Origin of the sequence: Streptomyces sp. NPDC059255, from assembly GCF_042752355.1 — a bacterium.
Taxonomy (GTDB): Bacteria; Actinomycetota; Actinomycetes; order Streptomycetales; family Streptomycetaceae; genus Streptomyces.
This window is the reverse complement of sequence record NZ_JBHYZP010000018.1, coordinates 48,439-73,917: the sequence shown is the minus strand read 5'-3', so window position 1 is coordinate 73,917 and position 25,479 is coordinate 48,439. Positions and strand designations below refer to the sequence as shown.

The following is a 25,479-nucleotide window of genomic DNA, read 5'->3' as shown; positions in this document are numbered from 1 at the left end:
CCCGGACCGCCCGCGCGCTCCGGGGCACGGGTGCGTCGGCGGCGCCCGGCTCCGCCCGCGGCGGTCTCAGTCTCCGCCGGCGCCCGGTGGCACCGGGGCCGTGGAGCCCCGGACGACCAGCGTGACCGGCAGCTCGCCGGTCTCCGGCCGCCGCCCCTCCAGGACGCTCAGCAGCGCCGCCATGCCGCGCCGCCCCACCTGCTCCGCGGGCAGTCGTACGGTGGTCAGCTCCGGCTCCACCGCCCGCGCCAGGGCCAGATCGTCGAAACCGGCGACGGAGATGTCCTCGGGGACGCGCAGCCCCAGCCGCCGTACCGCCTTGCAGGCCCCCGCGGCCAGCACGTCGCCGTCGCAGACCAGGGCCGTGGGACGGGCCCCCGGCGCCGCGAGGGCGCGCTCCGCGGCCGCCCGCCCCGCGTCGACCTCCAGGGGCGCGTGAACCGTCCGTACGGCCGCGCCGGGGACCTTCCGCACCGCCGCCGCGATGGCCTCGGCCCGTACCCGGAAGGTCCACGAGTCGACCGCGGAGGCGAGATGGAGCAGCCGCCGGTGGCCGAGGCCGAGGAGGTGCTCCGTCACCCCGCGCATGCCCCCCGCGATGTCGACGTTCACCCGGGCGGCGGCTCCCGGCGCCGCCGGATCGCTGTCCAGCATCACCAGCGGCAGATCCGCGCCGTCCGTGCCGCTGATCGCGTCGAGCGCGGCGGTCGCCATCGACGAGGCGATCACCCCGTCCAGCGCGGCCCGCGCCGAGGCGAACGGGTCCCTGGCCGGTCCCATCCCCTCCGGTGAGGGGTACAGGACCACCCCGAAGCCGTGCTCGGCGGCGACCTCGGCCGCGCCGGTGTAGACCCGGGCGAAGAACTCGTTGGTCAGCGCGGGCACCACCAGGAGCGCCGTCCTGGTCGTCCCCAGCCGCAGATTGCGGGCGGCGAGGTTGGGGCGGTAGCCCAGCGTGCGGGCCGCGTCCCTGACGAGCCCGGCGGTCCGCTCCGAAACCCTGCCCCGCCACTTGTCGCCGAGGACCAGCGAGACGGTGGCCTGGGAGACGCCCGCGGCCCGGGCCACGTCCCTGCTCGTGGGCCTGGCCGTGTGCTCTGTCATGACAGCCGTTCTCCGACGCGGGCGGGAATCGCGGTGGACCCGCGCACTGCGCACATGCTACTTATGAACCAGCCAGTTATACGTAACACGTAGTCAGAGGGAGAGACGGGCCATGGCCGCGGGAGCCACCGGGTACGCAGACATCATCAGGGCGCCGCACGCCGCGCGGCTGCTCACCGGCACGCTCGTGGGACGGCTGCCGAACGCCACGGCCCCCCTCGCGATCGTCCTGCTCGTCCGGGCGGGCGGCGGCAGCTACAGCCTCGCCGGGGCCCTCGCGGCCGTCTACGCCATCGGCAACGCCGTGGGGCAGCCGCTCCTCGGGCGCGCCGTGGACCTCCACGGCCAGCCCCGGATCCAGCTTCCCGCCGCCCTCGTGTCGGCCCTGGGAGCCGTCCTCCTCGTCGTCGCGGACATCGGTGACGACGGCCCGGTCCTCGCGTACGCCGCCGTGGCGGTCGCCGGGCTCTTCACCCCGCCCCTGGAGGGCGGGCTGCGGGCGCTGTGGCCCAGCGTTCTCGGCGGCGAGGAGCGGGTGCGCCGGGCGTACGCGATGGACGCGGTCGCCCAGGAGGTCATGTTCACGGTCGGCCCGCTGCTCGTCACCCTGCTGGTCGCGCTCTGGTCCCCGGCCGTCGCGCTGCTCGTCGTCAACGCGATCGGGGTGCTCGGCGCGCTCTCCGTCGTCCTGTCCGCGCCCTCCCGGGCCTGGCGCTCCGTGCCCCGCGAGGCGCACTGGCTCGGCGCCCTGCGCTCGCCGGGGCTGCTCGCCCTGCTGGGCGCGTTCCTCTTCATCGGGATGGCCCTCGGCTCCATCACGGTCGCGGGCGTCGCGTACGCCGACGACCAGGGCCGCGAGTCCGTCTACGGCTGGCTCATGGCCGCCCTGGGCCTGGGCGCGCTGGTGGGCGGGCTCGCGTACGGGGCCCGGCGGTGGACCGGCACCCCCGAGCGCCGGCTGCTCGGCATCACCGCCCTGCTGGCCCTCTGCTACCTGCCGCTGATGCTCACCCCGGGCATCCTCGCGATGACCGCGCTCGCCGCCCTCGCCGGTGTCTTCCTCGCGCCCGCGCTCGCCTGCGCCTTCGTCGTCGTGGACCGGCACGCGCCGCGCGGCACCGTCACCGAGGCGTTCTCCTGGCTCGTGACGACCTTCGGCGTCGGCGCCGCGCTCGGAACCGCCGCTGCGGGCCCGGTCGTCGAGATCGGCGGTACGTCCGCGAGCTTCGGGGTGGCGGGGGCCGCCGGCGCCGGCGCGCTGCTGGTCCTGCTGGCCACGGGGCGGGTCCTCGCAGTTCCCGGCGGTGCGCCCGAGGAGACCGTACGGACGGAAAATGATCCGAGCGGTGCGGTCGAACCCGGTTTCAGCTCAGGTCATCAGGCGTAATGTTCAGACATGGACCGCCGCATTTTCGGGCTGGAGAACGAGTACGGCGTCACGTGCACGTTCAGGGGACAGCGCCGACTGTCACCTGACGAAGTGGCGCGCTACCTCTTCCGCCGTGTTGTGTCATGGGGCCGCAGCAGCAATGTCTTCCTGCGGAACGGCGCCCGCCTCTACCTCGACGTGGGATCGCATCCGGAATACGCGACACCCGAATGCGACAACGTGACCGAGCTGGTCACGCACGACAAGGCCGGCGAGCGCATTCTCGAGGGCCTGCTCGTCGACGCCGAACGCCGCCTGCACGAGGAGGGAATCGCGGGCGACGTCTATCTCTTCAAGAACAACACCGACTCGGCGGGAAACTCCTACGGTTGCCACGAGAATTACCTCGTCGCCCGCCACGGGGAGTTCTCCCGGCTCGCGGACATTCTCATCCCCTTCCTCGTCACCCGGCAGCTCCTGTGCGGCGCGGGCAAGGTGCTCCAGACCCCGCGGGGCGCCGTCTACTGCGTCAGCCAGCGCGCGGAGCACATCTGGGAGGGCGTCAGCTCCGCGACGACCCGCTCCCGTCCGATCATCAACACCCGGGACGAGCCGCACGCCGACGCGGAGCGCTACCGCAGGCTCCATGTCATCGTCGGCGACTCCAACATGTCCGAGACGACCATGCTGCTCAAGGTCGGCGCCACCGATCTCGTCCTGCGCATGATCGAGGCGGGCACGGTGATGCGCGACCTCACCCTGGAGAACCCGATCAGGGCGATCCGCGAGGTCAGCCACGACCTCACCGGCCAGCGCAAGGTGCGCCTGGCGAGCGGCCGGGAGGCCTCCGCCCTGGAGGTCCAGCGGGAGTACTACGAGAAGGCCGTGGACTTCGTGGACCGCCGCGGCATCCGCACCGGCACCGTGGAACAGGTCCTCGAACTGTGGGGCCGTACGCTCGACGCGATCGAGGCCGAGGACCTCGACCGGATCGCCACGGAGATCGACTGGGTCATGAAGTACCAGCTCATCGAGCGGTACCGGGCCAAGCACAACATGACCATGTCGCATCCCCGGGTCGCGCAGATAGACCTCGCCTACCACGACATCCACCGTCGCCGCGGGCTCTATTACCTGCTGGAGAAGAAGGGCCAGGCCGCCCGGATCTGCAACGACATGAAGATCTTCGAAGGTAAGTCGGTGCCTCCGCAGACCACCAGGGCCCGGCTGCGCGGCGATTTCATCCGCCGCGCACAGGAACAGCGCAGGGACTTCACGGTCGACTGGGTCCATCTCAAGCTCAATGACCAGGCGCAGCGCACGGTGCTCTGCAAAGACCCGTTCCGTTCCGTGGACGAACGGGTGGAAAAGCTCATCGCCGGTATGTGAGCGCCCAAGTCAACCGGTAGCTGACACGCATAGGTGGAATGCGGCCAGGGCCCCGTACGTAGCGCGTACGGGGCCCCTGTCACGCCCTACAGTGGGCAGCTACTGTGCCGTCTGAGATCTGAGGAACACGTGCGCCGACTTGCCGGCCTGATCGTCGTCCCCTTGCTGCTGCTGTCCACAGCGGCCTGCGGTGGCGACGGAGGCTCCGAATCCACCTCGTCCAAGAACGGGCTCCCCGCCGTCACCGAGGGTGCCAAGTTCGGGGAGAAGCCGACCCTCGACAAGGGGGAGGGGGACCCGCCGAAGAAGCTGACGGTCGACGTCCTCAGCGAGGGCGACGGCGCGAAGGTCGAGAAGGGCGACGCGATCCAGGTCAACTACCTGGGCCAGACCTGGGACTCGACGAAGCCCTTCGACAACAGCTTCGACCGGAAGCAGCCGTTCGACCTGACCCTCGGCGCCGGCATGGTCATCAAGGGCTGGGACCAGGGCCTCGAAGGCCAGAAGGTCGGCAGCCGCGTCGAGTTGGGGATCCCCCCGGAGCTGGGCTACGGCTCCCAGGGACAGAGCAGCATCAAGCCCAACTCCACGCTGGTCTTCGTCGTCGACATCGTGAAGGCCACCAAGGTCCCCGCCTCCGCCAAGGGCACCGTGGTTCCGCAGGACGACAAGGCGCTGCCGCAGGTCGGCACCAACGACGACGGCAAGGAGCCGAAGGTCACCATCCCGAAGGGGACCGACCCGCCGAAGAAGCTCGTCTCCAACTATGTGCTGGAGAGCGACGGCGAGACCGTCAAGGACAGCGACACCGTGGTGCTCAACTACTCGGCGTACCTCTGGAAGGACGCCAAGCAGTTCGACAGCACGTACAAGACCGGCCGCACCACGACCTTCCCGCTGCCGCAGCTCACGCTGAAGGGCCTCAAGACGGGCATCGTCGACAAGAAGGTGGGCAGCAGGGTCCTGATCGTGATCCCGCCGGCCGAGGCGTTCGGGGACCAGGAGCAGCAGGGGATCCCGAAGAACTCCACACTGGTCTTCGCCGTGGACATCCTCGCGAAGGTGTAAGACTGTCCCGGTTGCACCGTTCATCATTTTGAGGAGCAGTTTCACGTGAGCATCGAGAAGCCCGAGATCGACTTCCCGGGCGGCGAGCCGCCGGCCGACCTGGAGATCAAGGACATCTGGGAGGGTGACGGACCGGTCGCGGCGGCGGGCGCCAACGTCAAGGTCCACTATGTCGGTGTGGCCTTCTCCACCGGTGAGGAGTTCGACTCCTCCTGGAACCGTGGCGCTCCGCTTCCGTTCACGCTCGGTGCCGGTCAGGTCATCGCCGGCTGGGACCAGGGTGTGCAGGGCATGAAGGTCGGCGGACGCCGTCAGCTCACCATCCCGCCGCACCTCGCGTACGGTGACCGCGGCGCGGGCGGCCGCATCGGCCCGGGCGAGACGCTGATCTTCGTCTGCGACCTCGTCTCCGTCTGACGTCCCGTTCCGAGGCGTACCACCGAGGGTCCGTGCCGTACGGCACGGACCCTCGGCTTTGCCGCGACACCCCGGGACGGTACGGTCAGCGGGCGGAGGCGGCACGATCAACGAGGGGTGCGAGGCGTCGATGGCCATTGCCAAGGCCGAGCGGCTGATGAATCTGGCGCTGTGTCTGCTCGGGACCCGGCGGCCGCTCAGCAAGCGTGAGCTGCGCGGCTCCATCGAGGCGTACCTGGAAGCCGGCACCGACGACGCCTTCAACCGGATGTTCGAGCGGGACAAGGACGACCTCCGTGAACTCGGCCTGGTCATCGAGACGGTGGAGAACCTCGACGGCGAGACCGGCTACCTGGCCCGCCGCGACAGCAACCGGCTGCCGCCCATCACCCTCGACGCCGAGGAGGCCGCGGCTCTCGGGCTCGCCGCCAAGGTCTGGCAGCAGGCGCGCCTCGCCGGCGCGGCGAGCGGCGCCCTCCAGAAGCTGCGCGCCGCCGGGATGCCCGAGGCCGAGGACAGCTACGAGGCCCACCACGGCGCCCTCGAACCCCGTATCCCCGTCCACGAGGCCGCCTTCGAGCCGCTGATGCTCGCCTGCCGCGACCGGCGCCCCGTCTCCTTCGAGTACCGCAAGGCCAATGCCGCCCGCGCCGAGCAGCGTCAGGTCGAGCCCTGGACGCTGGAGTGCTGGCGCGGTCACTGGTACCTGGCCGGCTGGGACCGCGACCGGGGCGCCGAGCGCGTCTTCCGGCTCTCCCGGATCGCCGGCCGGGTCCGCTCGCGCGTCGGCACGTTCACCGCGCCCGTACCCGACGCGGTGACCGTCCGCGAGACCGTGGAGAGCTGGGCGGGGGAGACCGCGACCCGCTCCGCGCTGATCAGACTGCGCGCCGGGTGCGGCTACCCGCTGCGCTCCCGGGCACTGGCCACCCGGCGGCTGGCCGACGGCTGGGACGAGCTGGAGATCCCGTACGGACACGGCCTGGACGCCTGGCTGGTGGAGTTCGGCCCGGACGTGGTCGTACTGGAGCCCGCGGATCTGCGGGCCGACGTCCTGGACCGGCTGCGCGCCGTGGCCAAGGACTGAGGGGGACAACACCGTGGCAGCCAACGCGATCGACCAGACCCGGCGGATGCTCTCGCTGGTGACCTATCTGCGGGAGCGCCCCGGCGCCCATGTCGGGGACGTGGCCCGCGCGTTCGGGATCAGCGAGGACGAGCTGATCTCCGACCTCGACGTCCTGCCCATGTGCGGGACGAGCTTCCGCGGCGGGGACCTGCTGGACATCGACACCGACGGCGACCGCATCTGGTGGCACAATCCGGACGATGTCGCCGAGCCGCTGCGGCTCGCCGCCGACGAGGCGACCGCGCTGCTCGTCGCGGCCCGCGCGGTCGCCACCCTGCCGGGGCTGCGCGAGGGCGACCGGCAGGCGCTGCTGCGCGCCACCGCCAAGCTGGAGGCCGCGGCCGGTGAGGCGGCGGGCGCCAGCTCCCGGCTCTCGGTGACCTTCGAGTCCGAGGGCGGGGTCTTCGCGGAGGTCGACCGGGCCATCTCCGAGCGGCGCCGGCTGTGGCTGCGCTACTACTCGCCGGCCCGTGACGAGCTGACGGAGCGCGAGGTCGACCCGATCAGGCTCTTCGCCGTCGGCCACACCTACATGGAGGCCTGGTGCCGGCTCTCCGAGGCGCGGCGTACGTTCCGGCTCGACCGGGTGGCCGAGATCCGGCTGCTCGACGCCCCGGCCGCGCCGCCCGAACTGGAGCTGCGGGACCTCTCCGAGGGGCTCGTACAGCCGTCGGCGGAGGACCCCGAGGTGATCGTCGAGGTGGGCCCCGGCGGGCGGTGGGTCGCCGAGTACTACCCGCACGACAGTGCGGTGGAACTGCCCGACGGCGGACTGCGCATCACCCTGCGGACCCCGGTGCCCGCCTCGCTGCGGCGGCTCGCGCTCCGGCTCGGCGGTGACGGGCGGATCGTCTCCCCGCCGGAGCTGGCGGACAGCGCGCGGCGGGCCGCGGCCGAGGCGCTGGCGGCGTACGACCTCCACGACTGAGCCCCGCCCGGCCGGTGACCGAACGGGCGAGAGTGCAGGACTGACAACGACAACGGCAACGACAACGACGATGGCAACGACAACGACGATGGCAACGGCAACGAGGACAAGGAGAAACGGAAATATGTCGGTAATGTCTGGGCCGTCTGGTTTTTCGACGGTGGTCCCGGTCCTCTTCAGGGCGGCCTGCCCCGAGTGCCGTGCCGCCTTCGAACTGTCGGCGGGCGCGCTGCGCCTGGCGATCGGGGCCAGCCGGCGCACCACCTTCTACTCCTTCGTCTGCCCCGAGTGCGAGGCCCCGGTCCGCAAGCCCGCCGGTGAACGCATCGTCGAACTCCTCACGGGCGGCGGCGTACGGACGATGCGTCTGCACTCCACGCTCCAGGAACTCCCCGGGACGGTCTAGTCACATGCTCTGGCCCATGATCGCCATCGCCCTGGGGTTCCTCGGGATCGCCGTCCTCGGCGTCCTGGCCGTCCGGGTCTTCCTCGAAGCCCAGCGGCTCGGCCGCCAGGTCGCCGCCACCACGGAGCGGATCAACCTCGCCGCCGAGGACCTGGAACGGGCCGCGACCCGGCTCGCCGCCACCGGCGACACACTGCGGTAGGCGGAGCCGGACGGCCGGCCCTCGCCCACGCGCCCCCTGCTCAGGGCGGTTCCGGAGAGGTACGCTGCACCACGTGGCCCGGGCAGCGAGGCACGGGCCGCGTGCTGGAAGTACGCACGGGGATTGCTCTGTGTTCACCCCCGCGCGTTACGATCGCTGGGCAACCTGTCGGACACAAGTCCGGCCTATCCACGCAGGCCCGTTCCGTGCCGCCTCGGTGAGAAGGTAAAGACTTATGCTGTTCGGAAAGATCGGTGCCCCCGAGATCATTCTCATCCTCGTCGTCGTCGTCCTCCTGTTCGGCGCGAAGAAGCTTCCCGACATGGCGCGTTCGCTGGGCAAGTCGGCCCGCATCCTCAAGAGCGAGGCCAAGGCGATGAAGTCCGAGGGACAGCAGACCGCCCCGGCCGATCCGCCGAACGACGCCCCGCAGGACCAGACCGTGCCGCGCACGATCCAGGCTTCCCCCGGCGACGTGACGAGCGCGCGCCCGGTGAACGAGCCGACGGACTCGACCAAGCGCTGACACCACCTGGGCCCTAGGGCCTGCCGTCTGGATCCAGGGCCTGTCGTTTGGATCATGCTGGGCTCGCGTGCCCTGGTGCCGCGCCTCGCGGCGTTGTCGTCAGTCGGCGACGCTCCGCGTCGCCTCCCTCCTCCGCCTTGCGATCCACGGCACCAGACCCCGCTCCCTGATCCAGCCTGATCCAAACGAAAGACCCTAGCGGGCACTGCCACGAGGGGCGGCCCGCCGCACGAGATGAGGACGTGGGTTGCTGAAGTCCGCCCGCAAGAAGGAGACGGACCCCGAGGGGCGGATGCCTCTGGTCGAGCATCTGCGCGAGCTGCGTAACCGGCTCGTCAAGGCGCTCATCGGGATCGTCATCGTGACCATCGTCGCGGCTTTCTCCTACAAGGAGATCATCGAGTTCTTCACGAACCCGGTGCTGCAGTCCGTCGGGTGCTCCGCGAGCTTCGCCGACCTCGCCCAGCGGGAGGACGGCACCTGCGCGCGGATCGTCCTCAACGGCCTGATCACGCCCTTCACCCTCGCCCTCAAGGTCTCCCTGATGGCCGGTGTCGTGCTCTCCTCGCCGGTCTGGCTCTACCAGCTCTGGGCGTTCATCGCGCCGGGGCTCCACAGGAACGAGAAGAAGTACTCCCTCGGCTTCGTCGCGGCGGGCTTCCCGCTCTTCCTGATGGGTGGCTTCTTCGCGTACAAGACGCTGCCCACCATGGCGAGGGTCCTCCTCGAGTTCTCGCCCGCCGACCTCGACAACCAGCTCCCGCTCGACGATCTGCTCGACCTGATCACCCGCATGGTGGTCGTCTTCGGCCTCGCCTTCGAACTGCCGCTCCTCCTCGTGATGCTCAACCTCGGCGGAGTGATCAGCGGCAAGCGGATGCTCGGCTGGTGGCGCGGCATGATCCTCGGCATCACGATCTTCGCGGCGGTCGCCACCCCGAGCACCGACCCGCTCAGCATGCTCGCCCTGGCCGTACCGATCTGGGTGCTGTACTTCTTCGCCACGGGGATCTCGCTGATCAACGACCGCCGCAAGCAGCGGCGCGAGGAAGACGGCCCCGGCGACGACGAGGCGTCGGACCTGGACCTGACGCCGTCCGACATCGGTGAGATCGAATCCGTGCCGACGCGGCGCGCGCTCCCGGAGCAGTCGGACGGCAACCGGAACAACCGGGTGAACGGGTTCGACGACGTCACCTGACCGGTGCCGGTGGAGCGGTGCCGCCCCAGGACGGAGCGGTGCCGCCCAAGGACGATTAAAGATCGGGCTGACTGTCAGAGGGGGCGGGTAGGCTCGACCGCAAGATGACAGAGGACCTCTCACCTGCCGAGCGCTACGCCGCTGCCCGGATCCGCGCCGCCGACCGGGCCACGGCGCTCGCGCCCTTCCGCGAGATGTACGAATTCGGTCTGGACCCCTTCCAGACCGAAGCCTGCCAGGCCCTGGAGGCCGGGAAGGGCGTGCTCGTCGCGGCCCCCACCGGCTCCGGCAAGACGATCGTCGGCGAGTTCGCCGTGCACCTCGCCCTGGCCGAGGGCCGCAAGTGCTTCTACACGACCCCGATCAAGGCGCTCTCCAACCAGAAGTACGCCGACCTCGCGAAGCGGTACGGCGCCGACAAGGTCGGCCTGCTCACCGGTGACAACAGTGTGAACGCGGACGCGCCGGTGGTCGTCATGACCACCGAGGTCCTGCGCAACATGCTCTACGCGAGCTCCCAGGCGCTCCTCGGGCTCGGTTATGTGGTGATGGACGAGGTCCACTACCTCTCCGACCGGTTCCGCGGCGCCGTCTGGGAAGAGGTGATCATCCACCTCCCCGCCTCCGTCACCCTGGTCTCGCTCTCGGCGACCGTGTCCAACGCCGAGGAGTTCGGCGACTGGCTGGACACCGTCCGGGGCGACACCGAAGTGATCGTCTCCGAGCAGCGGCCCGTGCCGCTGTGGCAGCACGTGATGGCCGGCCGCCGGATGTACGACCTCTTCGAGGAGGAGACCGACCACGGCGGCCGGGGCGTCGCCAAGCGCGAGGTCAGCCCGGACCTCGTCCGGCTGGCCCGGATGGAGAACCAGCGCACGTACAACCCCCGCGACCGCCGGCGCGGCAAGATGGTCCGCGAGGCGGACCGGGAGCGCGAGCGCCGCCAGCGCAGCCGCATCTGGACACCGGGCCGCCCCGAGGTCATCGAGCGGCTGGACGCCGAGGGACTGCTCCCCGCGATCACCTTCATCTTCAGCCGGGCCGGCTGCGAGGCCGCCGTCCAGCAGTGCCTCCACGCCGGCCTGCGGCTCAACACCGACGAGGCGCGCCGCCGGGTCCGGGAGATCGTAGAGGAGCGCACGGCCGCCATCCCCGGCGAGGACCTGCACGTCCTCGGCTACTACGAGTTCCTGGAGGGCCTGGAGCGGGGCATCGCAGCGCATCACGCGGGCATGCTGCCCACCTTCAAGGAGATCGTGGAGGAGCTGTTCGTCCGCGGTCTGGTCAAGGCGGTCTTCGCGACGGAGACCCTGGCCCTCGGCATCAACATGCCGGCCAGGTCCGTGGTCCTGGAGAAGCTCGTCAAGTGGAACGGCGAGCAGCACGCCGACATCACCCCCGGCGAGTACACCCAGCTCACCGGGCGGGCCGGGCGCCGGGGCATCGACGTCGAGGGCCACGCCGTGGTGCTCTGGCAGCGCGGCATGGACCCGGGCGCGCTCGCCGGGCTCGCCGGGACCCGTACGTATCCGCTGCGCTCCAGCTTCCGCCCCTCGTACAACATGGCCGTCAACCTCGTGCAGCAGTTCGGCCGGCACCGCTCGCGTGAGCTGCTGGAGACCTCCTTCGCCCAGTTCCAGGCCGACCGGTCGGTCGTCGGGATCTCCCGGCAGGTCCAGCGCAACGAGGAGGGCCTCGACGGGTACCGGGCGGGCATGACCTGCCATCTCGGGGACTTCGAGGAGTACGCGCGAATGCGCCGCGACCTCAAGGACCGCGAGACGGAGCTGGCCAAGCAGGGCGCGGCACAGCGCAGGGCCGCCGCGGCCTCCTCCCTGGAGCGGCTCAAGCCGGGCGACGTGATCCATGTGCCGACGGGCAAGTTCGCCGGCCTCGCGCTCGTGCTGGAGCCGGGGCTGCCCGCGGGACGGGCCAACGGCCACCGCGGCTTCGACTACCAGGAGGGCCCCCGTCCGCTCGTCCTGACCGCCGAGCGGCAGGTCAAGCGGCTGGGCGCGATGGACTTCCCGGTGGCCGTGGAGGCGCTGGAGCGGATGCGGATCCCCAAGTCGTTCAACGCGCGCTCACCGCAGTCGCGCCGCGATCTGGCGTCCGCGCTGCGCACGAAGGCCGGGCACATCGTTCCCGAGCGGCACCGCAAGCAGCGGGCGGAGGCCGCCGACGACCGGGAGATCTCCCGGCTCCGTACGGCGCTGCGCGCCCACCCCTGTCATGGCTGCGACGAGCGCGAGGACCACGCCCGCTGGGCCGAGCGCTACCACCGGCTGCAGCGGGACACCCGCCAGCTGGAGCGCAGGATCGAGGGGCGGACGAACACGATCGCCCGCACCTTCGACCGGATCGTCGCGCTCCTGACCGAGCTGGACTATCTCCGCGGCGACGAGGTCACCGAGCACGGCAAGCGGCTGGCCAGGCTCTACGGCGAGCTGGACCTCCTCGCCAGCGAATGCCTGCGGGACCATGTGTGGGAGGGACTCTCCCCGGCCGAGCTGGCCGCCTGTGTCTCGGCGCTGGTCTTCGAGGCCCGGCAGGCCGACGACGCGGTGGCGCCGAAGCTCCCCGGGGGCGCCGCGAAGACCGCGCTGGGCGAGATGGTCCGGATCTGGGGCCGGCTCGACGCCCTGGAGGAGGACCTGAAGATCAGCCAGACGGAAGGCGTGGGCCAGCGCGAGCCGGACCTGGGCTTCGCCTGGCCGGTCCACCTGTGGGCCTCCGGCAAGGGACTCGACGAGGTGCTGCGCGAGGCGGAGATGCCGGCCGGTGACTTCGTACGCTGGTGCAAGCAGGTCATCGACGTCCTCGGCCAGATCGCGGCGGCGGCCCCCCGCGAGAACAGCACGGTCGCGAAGAACGCCCGCAAGGCGATCGACGCGGTACGGCGCGGAGTGGTGGCGTACAGCTCGGTCGGCTGACGCCGGACCACCGCGGGCCCGTACTCCCCTGGGAGCGCGGGCCCGCGGCAGGTCCGCCGGGCGGCGGAAACCGGGTCACATCTTCGGCATCAGGACCGTGTCGATGATGTAGACGGTGGCGTTGGCGGTCGGGACGTTGCCGCAGACGACCTTCGCCGAGTCGTTCACCGTGTAGGACTCGCCCGAACCGGCCGTGGTCAGCGTGGACTTCTCCAGGGTCGGGAAGGTGCCGCTCTCCAGCGCCTTCGGGGGGAGCTTCTCGCCCACGACGTGGTACGTGAGGATCTTGGTCAGGGTGGCCTTGTCGGCGAGGACCTTGTCCAGGTCGGCCTTCGGGATCTTGGCGAAGGCCTCGTTGGTCGGGGCGAAGACCGTGATGTCCTTGGCATTGTTCAGGGTGTCGACCAGACCGGCCTCCTTCACCGCGGTGACCAGGGTGGAGAGGTCGGGGTTGTTCGACGCGGCGGTCGCCACCGGGTCCTTCGACATGCCGTCGAAGGAGCCCGCGCCGGTCGTCGGCACCGAGGCACAGGCCGAGCCGAAGGGCTGGTCGCCCGAGCCCGCCGCGTTGTCCGCCGGGGTGTCCGCCGTCTCCGGGGCGGCTTCGGACGCCGAGGACGCGGCCTTGGTGTCCTTGCTGTCGTCGCCGGAGCAGGCGGTGAGGGCGAGCGGCAGTACGGCGGCGCCGACGAGGGCGATGGCGGCGCGCTGGAAGCGGGTGGCGTTCATGGTGAATCTCCTTGGGAAGGCGGTGCTCGCCGGAATGCGGGCACAGGGGGGTAGGGACAGGTGGAAATGGCTTGTCGTGGGGTGGTTCCGGGTCAGATGGCGGCGGGACGGGTTGGCGGTCAGGTGACCGAGACGACCACCGAGTGCCAGCCGGTCGCCCCGTCGGGGACGGTGCCGACGCGTCTGCTCGTCTGGGTGTAGCCGTCCTGGTCGGTGGCGCGGACCTCAAGGGTGTGGCTGCCGGTGGTCGCGGGCCACTCCCACACCCACTGGCGCCAGGTGTCCCGGGTGTCCTCGGCCCCTAGCCGCGCCGGGTGCCAGGGGCCGCCGTCGACCCGTACCTCCACCCGGGCGATGCCCCGGTGCTGGGCCCAGGCGACCCCGGCGACCGGGACCTTGCCGGGCTTCGGGCTCGCGAAGGGGCGCGGGGTGTCGATGCGCGACTCGGTCTTGATGGGCGCCTGCTGTGACCAGCTCCGCTTCACCCAGTAGGCGTCGTAGGCGGCGAACGTGGTCAGCTCCAGGTCCTGGAGCCACTTGCAGGCCGATACGTAGCCGTACAGTCCCGGCACCACCATCCGGACCGGGAAGCCGTGGTCGAAGGGGAGCGGCTCGCCGTTCATCCCGACGGCCAGCAACGCGTCCCGGCCGTCCATGACCGTCTCGACCGGGGAACCGATGGTCATGCCGTCCACCGAGCGGGCCACCAGCTGGTCGGCGGGCCCGCCCTTCGAGGGCGGCCGCACGCCGGCCTCGCGCAGCAGGTCCGCCAGGCGTACGCCGATCCAGCGGGCGTTGCCCACGTACGGGCCGCCCACCTCGTTGGACACACAGGTCAGCGTGATGTCCCGCTCGATCAGTTCGCGCCGGAGCAGGTCGTCGAAGCCGACGGTGAGGGGCCGGGTGACCCCCTCGCCATGGATCTTCAGCCGCCAGCCCGTGGCATCGACCCGCGGCACCACCAGCGCGGTGTCCACCCGGTAGAAATCCTTGTTGGGTGTCGTGAACGGGCTGAGCCCGCGGATCCGCAGATCCGCCCCCGCCGGTACGGGCCGGGCCGGGGAGGCCGGAGCCGGTAGAACGGTCTTCTCCCGCGAGGCGACGGCGCCCGCGCTCCCCGACGCGTTGAGCCGGCGACCGAGAGCGCCCGCCCCGGCCGACGCCACCGCCGCCGCCGTCGCGGCGATCACGAAACCGCGCCGGTCGAACGTACCGTCCGTCCCGCCGGCCGCGCGGGACGGACGGAGCGCGAGCCGGCCGGCCAGCAGGTACAGCACCCCGCAGGCCACCAGCGCCCCCACCACCGAGGGCACGGCGTCGGCGGGGCCGCCGCCGGGACGGCCGACCGCCGCCACCGCGCCGATCGCACCGAAGACCAGGACCGCCGCGGAACCCGCCCGCCGGTGCCGCAGCGCGATCACGCCGACCGCCATCGCGAAGAGCGCCAGCACGACCAGGATGCCGAGCTGGAGCACCAGCTTGTCGTTGGTTCCGAAGTTCCGTACGGCGAAGTCCTTGAGCCACGGGGGAGTGCGGTCGATGAACGCGCTTCCGACCGCCGTCACGGGACTGGCCTCGGGGCGGACCGCCGCCGCGGCGAGCTCCGCCGTGGCGAGCGCGGAGAAGCCCGCGATCAGCCCGCTGAGCGCGCCCAGGCCGCGGTGCAGCAGGCGCGCCGTCGGGCCGTGGTGCTGAGGGGCCTCCGGTTCCGGCACTTTCCGATCTTCGCTCACACCGGCCATTCGGGGCCGGAAGCAAGGCGGATTGGTCCGCCACCCGAAGGAATGAAAAAACGTACCGCCGACGCCAGGAGCGGGCCCGGTCCCACGAGGGCCCCCGGAAAGATCGCGCCGGACACCAATCCCCGGCTCGTGCCGCCCCGAATGCCCCGTGGAGGAGGGTGCGTGCGGCACCTGCCGCACGGGCCCGGAAAGCCGGAGGAGAGGGAGCAGCATGAGTGGTGGGGAACGCCCGCGTACCGCCGTGGTGGGCGGGGGAGTGGCGGGGCTGACCGCCGCGTACGTCCTGCGGAGCGCGCACGAGGTGTCGCTGTACGAGGCGGACGACCGGCTCGGCGGCCACGCGCACACCCACGACGTCCCGTCGGCCGACGGCCGGGTCCACCACGTCGACTCCGGCTTCATCGTCCACAACGACCGCACCTACCCGTATCTGCGCAAGCTCTTCCGGGAACTCGGAGTCACCACACAGGAATCCGAGATGAGCATGTCCGTGCGGTGCGACGGCTGCGGACTGGAGTACGCGGGGGCCCGCGGCGCCGCCGGTCTCTTCGCCCAGCCGCGCAACGCGCTCCGCCCGCGTTATCTGCGGCTGCTCACCGAGGTGCCGCGCTTCCACCGGGCGGCCCGCCGGCTCCTCACCTCGGACGACGCCTCGCGCGACGACCGGACGCTGGGCGAGTTCCTCGCCGCGGGCCGCTTCTCGCCGTACTTCCTCTCCCACTTCATGACCCCGCTGGTCTCCTGCGTCTGGTCCTGCGACGCACGGACCGCGATGCGCTACCCGGCCCGCTACCTCTTCCGCTTCATGGCGCACCACGGCCTGCTGACGATCGCGGGCTCGCCGGTCTGGCGGACGGTCACCGGCGGCTCGCGCGCCTACGTCGACCTCATCGGCAAACACCTGGCCGCCGTCCACACCGCCACCCCGGTACGGTCCGTACGCCGCCACCCGGACGGCGTCGAGATCGTGGCCGGGGACGGCACCGCCCGGCGGTACGACGCGGTGGTCATCGCCGTCCACCCGGACCAGGCCTTGCGGCTGCTCTCCGACGCCACCGAGGACGAGCGCCGGGTGCTCGGCGCGTTCCCGTACTCCCGCAACGCCACCCAACTGCACACCGACACCGGGGTGCTGCCGCGCAGCGCGGGCGCCCGCGCCTCCTGGAACTACCTGATGCCGGCCTGCGACGCGGGCGCCGACGCCGTACGGGTGAGCTACGACATGAACCGGCTCCAGCGGCTCGACGCCCCCGAGACCTATGTGGTCACGCTGAACGGCGTCGACCGCGTCGACCAGGACCGGGTCCTCGCCCGCATGGTCTACGAACACCCCGTCTACACCCCGGAGTCGGTCGCCGCCCAGCGCGAACTGCCCGCGCTCAGCGGCCCGGTCACCGCGTTCGCCGGGGCCTACCACGGCTGGGGGTTCCACGAGGACGGCTGCCGCTCGGGCGTGGCGGCGGCGAAGGCACTGGGGGTGACCTGGTGACCACCTCGGAGGGCGGCCCGGCGACCACCACGGAGTCCGCCTCCGTCGTGCCCGCGCTCTACACCTGCGACGTCCGCCACGTCAGGACCGCGCCGCGCCGCTACACCCTGGGCCTGCGCACCTACATGTGGCTGATCGACCCCGACCGGCCGCCGCGGCTGCCCCGGCCGCTCCGTCCCCTCGCCCGCTTCGACGCCCGCGACCACTTCGGCGGGACCCGGCCCACCATCCGCGCCGGGCTGGCGGCGTTCCTCGCCGCCCAAGGGGTCGACCTCGGCGACGGCCGGGTGACGATGCTCGCCCACGCCCGGGTCCTCGGACACGTCTTCAACCCGCTCACCCTCTACTGGTGCCACCGGCCCGACGGCACACCCCTGTGTGTCGTCGCCGAGGTCCACAACACCTACGGGGAGCGGCACTGCTACCTGCTGCGCCCGGACGGGACCGGCCGGGCCACCGTGGGCAAGGAGTTCTACGTCTCACCGTTCTTCCCGGTCGACGGCGGCTACACCATGCGCCTGCCGGAACCCGATGAACGGCTGCGGCTGACGGTGCGTCTGGAGCGCGCCGGGGGAAGCCCGTTCACCGCGACCGTACGGGGCGAGCGCCGCCCCGCCACCCCCCGGACGCTGCTGCGCGCCGCTCTGCGCCACCCCTGGTCCACCGCCGTCGTCTCCGCCGGTATCCGGCTGCACGGCATCCGCCTCCACCTGCGCGGGCTGCCCGTCCAGCCCCGTCCCCGTCACCAGCCCCAGGAGGGTCTTCAGTGAGCGTGTCCGTCTCCCCGGCTTCCCCGGCGTCCCCCGGCGCTCCCGGGTCCCCCCGTCCCGGCCAGGCACCGGCACCCGCTGTCTCCGGGGCCCCCGCGTCGTCCGTCCCCGCGTCGTCCGTCCCCGCGTCGTCCGTCCCCGCGCCGGCCTCCGCCTCGTCCGCCTCCGCCTCGTCCGTCGCCCCCGACCCGTCGCGCTGGCCCGATGTCGCCCATCTGCCGCGCGGCTCCTGGCTCCGCACGGCCATAGCGGAACGGCTTGTCCGGCATGCCTTCGGCCGCCTCCCGCTGCGCGTCCGTTTCGACGGCGGCGAGACGATCGGCCTCGGCGGCCCGCTGATGGAGATCCACGACGCCAAGGCGTTCCACCGCCGGATCGGGGCCGGCGGACTGATCGGTTTCGGCGAGTCCTACATGGCCGGCGAATGGGAGGCCCGCGACCTGGTCGGCGTGCTGACCGTGCTGGCCGAACGCCTCGCCGAGCTCGTCCCCCGGCCGCTCCAGCGGCTCCGCGCCGCCTGGGCACCCCGGCAGCCCGCCGCCCAGCGGAACACCCCCGAGGGCTCGCGCGACAACATCAGCCGTCACTACGACCTCTCCAACGACCTCTTCGCCCTCTTCCTCGACGAGACCCTCTCCTACTCCTCGGCGCTCTTCCGCGGCTTCCCCGCCGACCACTCGCTGCTCGCCGCCGCCCAGCACCGCAAGATCGACCGGCTGCTCGACGAGGCCGGGGTCGGCCCCGGCACCTCGCTGCTGGAGATCGGCACCGGCTGGGGCGAACTGGCGCTGCGGGCCGCCGCCCGCGGCGCCCGCGTCCGTACCGTCACCCTCTCCGGGGAACAGCGCGAACTGGCCCTCGTCCGGATCCGCGAGGCCGGGTTCGAGGACCGTGTCTCCGTCGAGCTGTGCGACTACCGCCAGGTGGAGGGAGTCTTCGACGCCGTCGTCAGCGTCGAGATGATCGAGGCCGTCGGCGCGGAGTTCTGGCCCGAGTACTTCGCCACCCTGGACCGGCTCCTCGCCCCCGGCGGCCGGATCGCCCTCCAGGCGATCACCATGCCGCACGAGCGGATGCTCGCCACCCGGTCCACCTTCACCTGGATCCAGAAGTACATCTTCCCCGGCGGATTCCTGCCCTCGGTCGCGGCGATCGAACAGATCACCGCCGACCGCACCGCCCTGCGCGTGGCCTCCCGCGACGGTTTCGGCCCGCACTACGCCGAGACGCTGCGGCTGTGGCGCGAACGCTTCACCGAGCAGGCACCGCAGGTCGACGCGCTCGGCTTCGACCCGGTCTTCCGCCGCCTGTGGACCTTCTACCTCGCCTACTCGGAGGCGGGCTTCCGCTCCGGCTACCTCGACGTCCAGCAGATGGTGCTGACCAAGGAGACCTCCCGATGACCTCCACCCCGCCGGCCCCGCCGGCGCCGGCCCGGCCGCGCGCCGGCGCCGCCCACCAGCTCCACGCCCTCGTCGAACAGCTCCTCGGCGGCAGGCTCCCGCTGCGGCTGCGCGCCTGGGACGGCTCCGTCGCCGGCCCCGAGGGCGCGCCCGTCGTGGTGATCCGTTCCCGCCGCGCGCTGCGCCGACTGGTCTGGCAGCCGGACGAACTCGGCCTCGCCCAGGCGTACATCACGGGTGAGCTGGAGGTCGAGGGCGATCTCGCCGACGGGCTGCGCGTCCTGTGGGGTGCCGTACGCGACCGTGGCCTGCGCCCGCCCCGGCTCACCGTCGGCGACCGCGCGAGGGCCGTCCGTACCGCACTGCGCCTCGGCGCCGTCGGGGTCCGCCCGCCCGCGCCCGCCGCGCAGGCCCGGCTCACCGGCTCCCCGCACAGCAGGGCCAGGGACCGCGCCGCGATCAGCCATCACTACGACCTCTCCAACGACTTCTACGCGCTGCTGCTCGACGAGACCATGGCGTACTCCTGCGGCTACTGGACGAGCGGCGAGCCGGGTTACGGGCCCGCCGACGCCCAGCGCGACAAGCTGGAGCTGATCTGCCGCAAGCTCGCCCTGCGTCCCGGCGCCCGGCTGCTGGACATCGGCTGCGGCTGGGGATCGCTCACCCTCTACGCGGCCGAGGAGTTCCGGGCCCGGGTCACCGCCGTCACGCTGGCCGGGGAACAGGCCGCGTACGTGAGGGCGCAGGTCGCGGCGCGCGGTCTGGAGGAACTGGTCGAGGTACGGCTCTGCGACTACCGCGACATCGAGGCCGGCGGCTACGACGCGGTGTCCTCCGTCGAGATGGGCGAACACGTGGGCGACGCCGAGTACCCCGCCTTCACCGCCACCCTGTACGGGATGCTCGGGCCGGGCGGCCGGGTCCTCGTCCAGCAGATGTCGCGGTCCACGACGGTCCCCGGCGGCGGTGCCTTCATCGAGTCGTACATCGCCCCCGACATGCACATGCGCCCCCTGGGCGAGACCGTGTCGCTGCTGGAGGGCGCTGGCCTGGAGGTACGGGCCGTGGAGGCGATGCGCGAGCACTACGTCCGGACGATCCGGGCCTGGCACCGCACGCTGGAGGAGCGCTGGGGCGAGTTCACCGAGCTGGTCGGGGCGGGAACCGCGCGCGTCTGGCGCCTGTACCTGGTGGGCTCCGCGCTCGCCTTCGAGGAGGGCCGGATGGGCGTCGATCAGATCCTCGCCGTACGGCCGGCGGCCGCGGGGGAGAGCGGGATGTGCGGGAGCGGTCCGCCCGGCACGCTCCGGGAGTGGTACCAGGACGGCGGGCGGCGGTGAACGGCTTCTCGTGGGCGGCGTTCGGCCAGGGGATCGGCGGCGCCGCCGCGGCGGCCCTCGCCGTCATGCTCGTCACCTTCGCGGTCGCCGTCGCCAAGGGGGTGCACCGGATCGTCGACATCGCCTGGGGGCTCGCCTTCACGGCCGTCGCGGTCGTCTCGTACGCCGTGTCGGCCGACGGCGGCGGCGACGGAGCACGGCGGCTGCTGGTCACCGTCCTGACCATCGTGTGGGGGCTGCGCCTGGCCGGCCACATCGCCGCGCGCGGCTGGGGACACGGCGAGGACGCGCGGTACGAGGCGATGCTCGACAAGGCGCCCGGCAACCGGAATCTCTACGCCCTGCGCACGGTGTACCTGCTCCAGGGCGTCCTGGTGGTGCTGGTCTCGCTCCCCGTACAGGCGGCGCAGTACGTCACGGGTCCGCTCGGCCCGGTCGCGTACGCCGGCTGCGCGCTCTGGCTGGTCGGGCTGGTCTTCGAGGCGGTCGGGGACCGGCAGCTCGCCCGTTTCAAGGCGGATCCCGCGAACCGGGGCCGGCTGATGGACCAGGGGCTGTGGGGCTGGACCCGGCACCCCAACTACTTCGGGGACTTCTGCGTCTGGTGGGGGCTCTTCCTGATCGTCTGCGACGACCCGGTGGTGGCCGCGGCGACGGTGGCCGGTCCGCTGGTGATGAGCCTGCTGCTCATCAACGGCAGCGGGAAGCGGCTGCTGGAACGCCATATGGCGAACCGTCCGGGCTTCGCCGAGTACACCGCTCGCACGAGTGGTTTCCTCCCGCTGCCGCCGAGGAAGAGAGCGGGGTGAAGTGGCCCGGCGCCCCCAGGGAGGGCGCCGGGCTGTCGCGTGCGGTGCGTGCGGACTGCTGTTCGTGTGGACGTGCTGTGCGTCCGGCGTGGTGCGTGCGGTGTCCGTGTGCCGCACCCGGCACACGGGCCTCAGACGACCGGGAAGTTCATCAGGGCGAGCGGGGTGGAGGTGGGCTGCTGGGAACCACCCGCCGGTTCCACCGTGATGCCCATGCCGGACGCTCCGTTCACCGGACCCTCCATCAGCACCGAGGCGGAGCCGGTCGTGGGGTCCAGCAGCCCCGCGGCCCGCATCGTGCCGCCGTCGTTGTACCAGAGCTCGTAGACCTTGCCGCTCGGCGCCTTCGGCATCCCGGCGGCGACGAAGACCGCGCGGTCCTTGCTGCGGGAGACGATCACGCTCCCGGTCGCGCCGTTCGTCAGACCGCCCGTGGCCACTTTCGCGTCGGGTGCCGCGAGCACGGTGGCCAGCTCCTCGGAGTGCAACTGCGCCGCCCGCGCCTCCTGACGTGCGTCCCGCGCCTCCTGGTTCTGCCAGACCGCGACCCCGCCGAGCCCCGCCGCGGCGGCCAGGCACGCGGCCAGGGCGAAGCGGGAGAGCGTCCGGCCCCGGCCGGCGCCACCGGACCTGGCCTGATGGTGGGTCACCTTCGGTGGCTCCTGGCGCTCGGTCGCGATCCGCCGGAGCACCTGCTCCTTGAGCGCGGGCGGCGGGGCCACGGCCACCGCCCGGCCCAGCCGGGCCGCGGTCGCCGAGAGTTCCCGTACCTCCTGGGAGCACGCGTGACATGCCACCAGATGACGCTCGAACTCGGCGCGCTCCGCCGGGGCCAGGGCGTGCAGCGCGTACGCGCCGGTCAGCGTGTGGAGATCCGCGGTGGTCATCCGTTCACCCCCAAGCAGTCGCGCAGCCGGATGAGTCCGTCGCGCAATCGGGTCTTGACCGTGCCCAGCGGGACCGAGAGCAACTCGGCGACTTCCCGGTAGGCCAGGCCCTGGTAGTACGCCAGTGTGACGGACTGGCGCTGGAGTTCGGTGAGAGTCCGCAGGCAGCGGCGCACCTGTTCCCGTTCGAGACTGGCCTCCACCTGCTCGGTGACCTCGTCGAAGGCGGGCGTACGGTCGAGCAGCGCGGCGCGGTGCTCCCGGTCGCTCGACGCCTGCGCCGACCGCACCCGGTCCACGGCGCGCCGGTGCGCGAGGGTCAGTACCCAGGTCATGGCGCTGCCGCGGGAGGGCTGGTAGCGGGTGGCCGTCCGCCAGACCTCCAGCAGGACCTCCTGCGCCACCTCCTCCGACTGGGCCGGATCGCGCAGCACGCTGCGCACCAGGCCCAGTACGGGGCCGCAGACCTGGTCGTACACCCGGGAGAACGCCTCCTGGTCGCCCCGGGCCACATGGCCCAGCAATTCCTGAAGATCGGGCCCCGCCGAAGCGGGGCCGCCGATGTGTACGGCTTCTTTCACGCGGCTTTTCCTCCAGGTGCGCACATGTGCGTGTGTTCCGAACAGACTCCAGCATGGATTCGGAGTCCGGGGGGACTCGGATTGGTTGTCCCGCCCCCTAATATTCGAGATATGTCGCGTGTTCGGTTGACCGGAGCGCGGGGTCGCGATATGTTCGTCGCCGAGTATTCGTGAACGTATGTATGTGTGAGGCAGGGACGGTGACCATGGCGACCAAGCGGCGCAAGCTCGGCAATCCGCTGGCGCTCGCCGTGATGGCGCTGCTCTCGGAGCGCCCCATGCATCCGTACGAGATCGCGCAGACCCTGCGGCAGCGCGGCAAGGAACACAGCGTCAAGATCAATTTCGGCTCGCTCTACACCGTCGTCCAGAACCTGGAGAAGCACGGATTCGTGGAGGTGGCCGACGTCCAGCGGCAGGGCAACCGCCCCGAGCGCACGCTGTACGGACTGACCCCCGCGGGACACGAGGAGATGCTGGAGTGGCTGGCCGACCTCGTGGCCGTCCCCGCCCGTGAGTTCCCGCTCTTCGAAACCGCCCTCTCCCTGATCGGCGTGCTCACCCCCGACGAGGTGGTCTCGCTCCTCGATGAGCGGGTGGCGGCGCTCGACGTGCACGCCGCCGCGCTGCGCGGCGCGCTGACGAAGCTGTACGAGCAACTGCCGCGGCTCTTCGTCGTGGAGACCGAGTATCAGCTGCACATGGTGGAGGCCCAGGCCCGGTGGACTCGCGGGCTGCTGCGGGAGATCGCCGACGGCACGCTCACCGGCGTCGACGCGTGGCGCGCCCTGCGCGCGACCGGTGAGGTGCCGGCGGAGTGGAAGAGGCTGGAGGGCGTGCGGATCGACATCGACGTCGACACCGCGGCCGACGAGGAGAAGACGTCGTCGGGCGCCACGAAGGAGGAGCGTCCCCGGAACCGTTGAGACCGGATCGGGAGACCGTGGAACCGCGACCGGTCCCACGTCCCGGAAGCCGGAGCGCAGGACCCAAGAACCGGAACGACCCCGGCGGTCGCTGTTGCAGCAGCTCCCGCCAGGGTCCCCCAACCCCGGACCGGACCGCCGTGCAGGCGCCCGGGCGATCGAGGTGCGGCACACCCAGGATAGCCCGGCGCTCACGCGTGGATCCGGCTCGGGAGACCCGAGCCCCCTCGGCAGCCCCGAGAGGCCCGACCACCACAGGAGAGCTCTGCCATGAGTACCGGTAGTCCCGGTGTCACCCGCACCGGCGCGCCCGCCGTCCGGGCGCACGATCTGACCAAGACCTATCCCGGCGGGGTCACCGCCCTGAACGGAATGGGCATCACCGTCGAGGCGGGCACGGTCCTCGGCCTGCTCGGCCCCAACGGCGCCGGCAAGTCCACCACCGTCAAGATCCTCACCACCCTCGCCCGCCCCGACAGCGGCACCGCCACCGTCGCCGGACACGATGTGCTGCGCCATCCCGACCGGGTGCGCCGCGCGATCGGGGTCGTCGCCCAGAAGTCCGGCGCCGACCCCGTCGCCACCGGCCGGGAGAACCTCGTACTCCAGGGCCGGCTGTACGGCCTCCGGGGGACGGAGCTGGCGCGCCGCGTCGACGGGCTGCTGGAGCGGTTCGCCCTGTCCGACGCCGCGAAGCGGCCGGTCAGGGGGTACTCGGGCGGCATGCTGCGGCGCCTCGACGTGGCGCTCGGGCTGGTCCACCGGCCCGAGGTGCTCTTCCTGGACGAGCCGACGACCGGGCTCGACCCGGAGGCCCGTACGGCCATGTGGGAGGAGATCGGCCGGCTCGCCGGGGACGAGGGGCTGACCATCCTGCTCACCACGCACTACCTGGAGGAGGCCGACCGGCTCGCCGAGCGCATCGCGATCGTCGACCGCGGCCGGGTCGTCGTCGAGGGCACCCCCGACCAGCTCAAGGGCGAACTGCGCGGCGACGCCGTCCATATCGAACTGCGCGACGACGGCGACCGGGTGGTGCTCGCCGCCGCTCTCGCCGCGCTGCCCGGGGTGCACGACACGGTGGTGGAAGGACGCCGCGTCAGCGTCCGCGCCGACGACGGCGCCGCCGCCGTCCCCGTGCTGCTCGCCGCGCTGGAGCGCGCCGGGGCGGCCGTGACCGCCGCGACGGTGGCCCGGCCCTCCCTGGACGACGTCTACCTGCGGTACGCGGGACGCCGCTTCGCGGAGGCCGACGCCGCCGCGAACCCGCCCGTCCTCGCCGCCGCCCAGGCCGCCGGAGGTGCCCGATGAGTACCGAAGTCCTCAGCCACACCTGGTACATGACGCAGCGCCAGCTCATCGCGGTCCTGCGTCAGCCGGTCTTTCTGCTGATCTCCCTGATCCAGCCGGTGATCTGGCTGTTCCTCTTCGGCAACCTCTTCAAGAAGGTCGTCGAACTTGGCGGCTTCGGCACCACGTCGTACCTCGACTACCTGATCCCCGGCATCGTGGTGATGAGCGCGCTCGGCTCCAGCATGTGGGCCGGGATGGGCACCCTGGAGGAGATCGAGCGCGGCACGCTCAACCGTTTCCTGACCACCCCGGTCAGCCGCAGCGCCCTGATGAACGCCAATGTCGTGCAGAACGGCATCAGTACGGCCGTCCAGTCGGCGATCATCGTGCTGCTCGGGCTGCTCGCCGGGGCCGCCTACCCGGGCGGCGCCACCGGACTGGTCATCCTGGTCGCCGCGTCGATCCTGCTGGGCACGGTCTTCGGGGCGCTCTCCAACGCCCTGGGCATGCTGGTGCGGGAGCGCGAGTCGATCATCGGCATCAACACCTTCCTGCTGCTGCCGCTGACGTTCCTCTCCTCGGCGTTCATGGCCCCGGCGCAGATGCCGTCCTGGATGGCGCGGATCGCGGACTTCAACCCGGTCAACTGGGCGATGGTCGCGGGACGTTCCGCGCTGTCGGCCGACCCCGACTGGGGCGATGTGCTCAGCCGGGGAGGTGCTCTGCTGGCGCTGGCCGCCGGGGCGGTCTGGCTCTCCACCCGCACTTTCCACGCGTACCAGAAGTCCGTCTGAGAGCTGCTTCCGGTACGGGCCGGGCCTCCGGTAGGGGCCGG

General features: G+C 71.8%; 24 protein-coding genes. 19 read left to right on the top strand and 5 right to left on the bottom strand.

All coding sequences use genetic code 11. From position 1 onward, the window contains the following. Positions 1–66 precede the first annotated feature (66 nt). Positions 67–1,104: a LacI family DNA-binding transcriptional regulator gene (locus ACFXKG_RS21645; protein ID WP_384841323.1), complete on the bottom strand. Its 1,038-nt coding sequence runs from the start codon at positions 1,102–1,104 to the stop codon at positions 67–69. A 112-nt stretch (positions 1,105–1,216) separates the two neighbouring features. Between ACFXKG_RS21645 and ACFXKG_RS21640 the strand changes: the two genes are divergently transcribed. The 11 genes from ACFXKG_RS21640 (at position 1,217) to ACFXKG_RS21590 (ending at position 12,672) form a co-directional block, all read left to right on the top strand. After that, positions 1,217–2,491, top strand: coding sequence for an MFS transporter (locus tag ACFXKG_RS21640; protein WP_384841321.1), 1,275 nt, complete (start codon positions 1,217–1,219; stop codon positions 2,489–2,491). A 9-nt stretch (positions 2,492–2,500) separates the two neighbouring features. Then, positions 2,501–3,862, top strand: coding sequence for a Pup--protein ligase (gene pafA / locus ACFXKG_RS21635; protein ID WP_382886954.1), 1,362 nt, complete (start codon positions 2,501–2,503; stop codon positions 3,860–3,862). A gap of 129 nt (positions 3,863–3,991) precedes the next feature. After that, complete coding sequence (locus ACFXKG_RS21630) at positions 3,992–4,930, top strand: FKBP-type peptidyl-prolyl cis-trans isomerase (protein ID WP_384841316.1); 939 nt, start codon at positions 3,992–3,994, stop codon at positions 4,928–4,930. Between the two features lie 45 nt (positions 4,931–4,975). Then, positions 4,976–5,347, top strand: a complete 372-nt coding sequence (locus tag ACFXKG_RS21625; protein ID WP_384841313.1) for an FKBP-type peptidyl-prolyl cis-trans isomerase — start codon at positions 4,976–4,978, stop codon at positions 5,345–5,347. Positions 5,348–5,477: 130 nt separating this feature from the next. Further along, positions 5,478–6,434, top strand: coding sequence for a helix-turn-helix transcriptional regulator (locus tag ACFXKG_RS21620; protein WP_384841310.1), 957 nt, complete (start codon positions 5,478–5,480; stop codon positions 6,432–6,434). 13 nt (positions 6,435–6,447) lie between these two features. Next, the gene (locus tag ACFXKG_RS21615; protein WP_382886948.1) at positions 6,448–7,404 is read left to right on the top strand and encodes a helix-turn-helix transcriptional regulator; all 957 of its coding nucleotides are present in this window, start codon (positions 6,448–6,450) and stop codon (positions 7,402–7,404) included. A gap of 124 nt (positions 7,405–7,528) precedes the next feature. Beyond that, the gene (locus ACFXKG_RS21610; RefSeq protein ID WP_384841306.1) at positions 7,529–7,810 is read left to right on the top strand and encodes a hypothetical protein; all 282 of its coding nucleotides are present in this window, start codon (positions 7,529–7,531) and stop codon (positions 7,808–7,810) included. A gap of 4 nt (positions 7,811–7,814) precedes the next feature. Further along, a complete protein-coding gene (locus ACFXKG_RS21605) occupies positions 7,815–8,012 on the top strand; it encodes a hypothetical protein (RefSeq protein ID WP_384841303.1) in 198 nt (65 codons plus the stop codon). Between the two features lie 238 nt (positions 8,013–8,250). Next, positions 8,251–8,538 (top strand): Sec-independent protein translocase subunit TatA, encoded by a 288-nt coding sequence (gene tatA, locus ACFXKG_RS21600; RefSeq protein ID WP_365819061.1) that lies wholly within the window; start codon positions 8,251–8,253, stop codon positions 8,536–8,538. A gap of 247 nt (positions 8,539–8,785) precedes the next feature. Then, the gene (tatC, locus tag ACFXKG_RS21595) at positions 8,786–9,739 is read left to right on the top strand and encodes a twin-arginine translocase subunit TatC (protein ID WP_384841300.1); all 954 of its coding nucleotides are present in this window, start codon (positions 8,786–8,788) and stop codon (positions 9,737–9,739) included. A 104-nt stretch (positions 9,740–9,843) separates the two neighbouring features. Beyond that, entirely contained in the window at positions 9,844–12,672 is a 2,829-nt protein-coding gene (locus tag ACFXKG_RS21590) for a DEAD/DEAH box helicase (protein WP_384841297.1), read from the top strand. Positions 12,673–12,747: 75 nt separating this feature from the next. On the opposite strand, the gene ACFXKG_RS21585 is transcribed toward ACFXKG_RS21590, so the two are convergent. Then, positions 12,748–13,401 (bottom strand): fasciclin domain-containing protein, encoded by a 654-nt coding sequence (locus ACFXKG_RS21585; RefSeq protein WP_384841294.1) that lies wholly within the window; start codon positions 13,399–13,401, stop codon positions 12,748–12,750. 119 nt (positions 13,402–13,520) lie between these two features. After that, positions 13,521–15,143, bottom strand: coding sequence for a molybdopterin-dependent oxidoreductase (locus ACFXKG_RS21580; RefSeq protein ID WP_384841291.1), 1,623 nt, complete (start codon positions 15,141–15,143; stop codon positions 13,521–13,523). Between the two features lie 211 nt (positions 15,144–15,354). On the opposite strand from ACFXKG_RS21580, the gene ACFXKG_RS21575 reads away from it, so the two are divergent. From ACFXKG_RS21575 to ACFXKG_RS21555, 5 genes are read left to right on the top strand one after another with little or no spacing between them, the layout of a single operon-like run. Continuing rightward, entirely contained in the window at positions 15,355–16,632 is a 1,278-nt protein-coding gene (locus ACFXKG_RS21575; RefSeq protein WP_384841288.1) for an NAD(P)/FAD-dependent oxidoreductase, read from the top strand. 47 nt (positions 16,633–16,679) lie between these two features. Continuing rightward, positions 16,680–17,402 (top strand): DUF1365 domain-containing protein, encoded by a 723-nt coding sequence (locus ACFXKG_RS21570; protein ID WP_384841563.1) that lies wholly within the window; start codon positions 16,680–16,682, stop codon positions 17,400–17,402. 2 nt (positions 17,403–17,404) lie between these two features. Then, positions 17,405–18,805, top strand: coding sequence for a class I SAM-dependent methyltransferase (locus ACFXKG_RS21565; RefSeq protein WP_384841560.1), 1,401 nt, complete (start codon positions 17,405–17,407; stop codon positions 18,803–18,805). Then, complete coding sequence (locus tag ACFXKG_RS21560) at positions 18,802–20,148, top strand: class I SAM-dependent methyltransferase (RefSeq protein ID WP_384841285.1); 1,347 nt, start codon at positions 18,802–18,804, stop codon at positions 20,146–20,148. The genes ACFXKG_RS21565 and ACFXKG_RS21560 overlap by 4 nt, the downstream gene beginning before the upstream one ends. Then, positions 20,145–20,957, top strand: coding sequence for a DUF1295 domain-containing protein (locus tag ACFXKG_RS21555; RefSeq protein ID WP_384841282.1), 813 nt, complete (start codon positions 20,145–20,147; stop codon positions 20,955–20,957). The genes ACFXKG_RS21560 and ACFXKG_RS21555 overlap by 4 nt, the downstream gene beginning before the upstream one ends. Positions 20,958–21,088: 131 nt before the next feature. Here the strand turns inward: ACFXKG_RS21555 and ACFXKG_RS21550 are convergent, their stop codons facing one another. Together ACFXKG_RS21550 and ACFXKG_RS21545 are read right to left on the bottom strand one after the other, a co-directional pair. Further along, positions 21,089–21,844: an anti-sigma factor domain-containing protein gene (locus tag ACFXKG_RS21550; protein ID WP_384841279.1), complete on the bottom strand. Its 756-nt coding sequence runs from the start codon at positions 21,842–21,844 to the stop codon at positions 21,089–21,091. Further along, positions 21,841–22,425, bottom strand: a complete 585-nt coding sequence (locus ACFXKG_RS21545) for a sigma-70 family RNA polymerase sigma factor (protein WP_384841275.1) — start codon at positions 22,423–22,425, stop codon at positions 21,841–21,843. The genes ACFXKG_RS21550 and ACFXKG_RS21545 overlap by 4 nt, the downstream gene beginning before the upstream one ends. Before the next feature lie 206 nt (positions 22,426–22,631). Between ACFXKG_RS21545 and ACFXKG_RS21540 the strand changes: the two genes are divergently transcribed. The 3 genes from ACFXKG_RS21540 to ACFXKG_RS21530 all read left to right on the top strand — a co-directional run bounded on the left by ACFXKG_RS21540 (position 22,632) and on the right by ACFXKG_RS21530 (position 25,438). Further along, positions 22,632–23,351 (top strand): PadR family transcriptional regulator, encoded by a 720-nt coding sequence (locus ACFXKG_RS21540; RefSeq protein WP_384841272.1) that lies wholly within the window; start codon positions 22,632–22,634, stop codon positions 23,349–23,351. Positions 23,352–23,621: 270 nt separating this feature from the next. Further along, positions 23,622–24,662, top strand: a complete 1,041-nt coding sequence (locus ACFXKG_RS21535; RefSeq protein ID WP_384841269.1) for an ABC transporter ATP-binding protein — start codon at positions 23,622–23,624, stop codon at positions 24,660–24,662. Then, a complete protein-coding gene (locus ACFXKG_RS21530) occupies positions 24,659–25,438 on the top strand; it encodes an ABC transporter permease (RefSeq protein ID WP_384841266.1) in 780 nt (259 codons plus the stop codon). Before ACFXKG_RS21535 ends, ACFXKG_RS21530 begins: the two co-directional genes overlap by 4 nt. Positions 25,439–25,479: the final 41 nt, after the last annotated feature.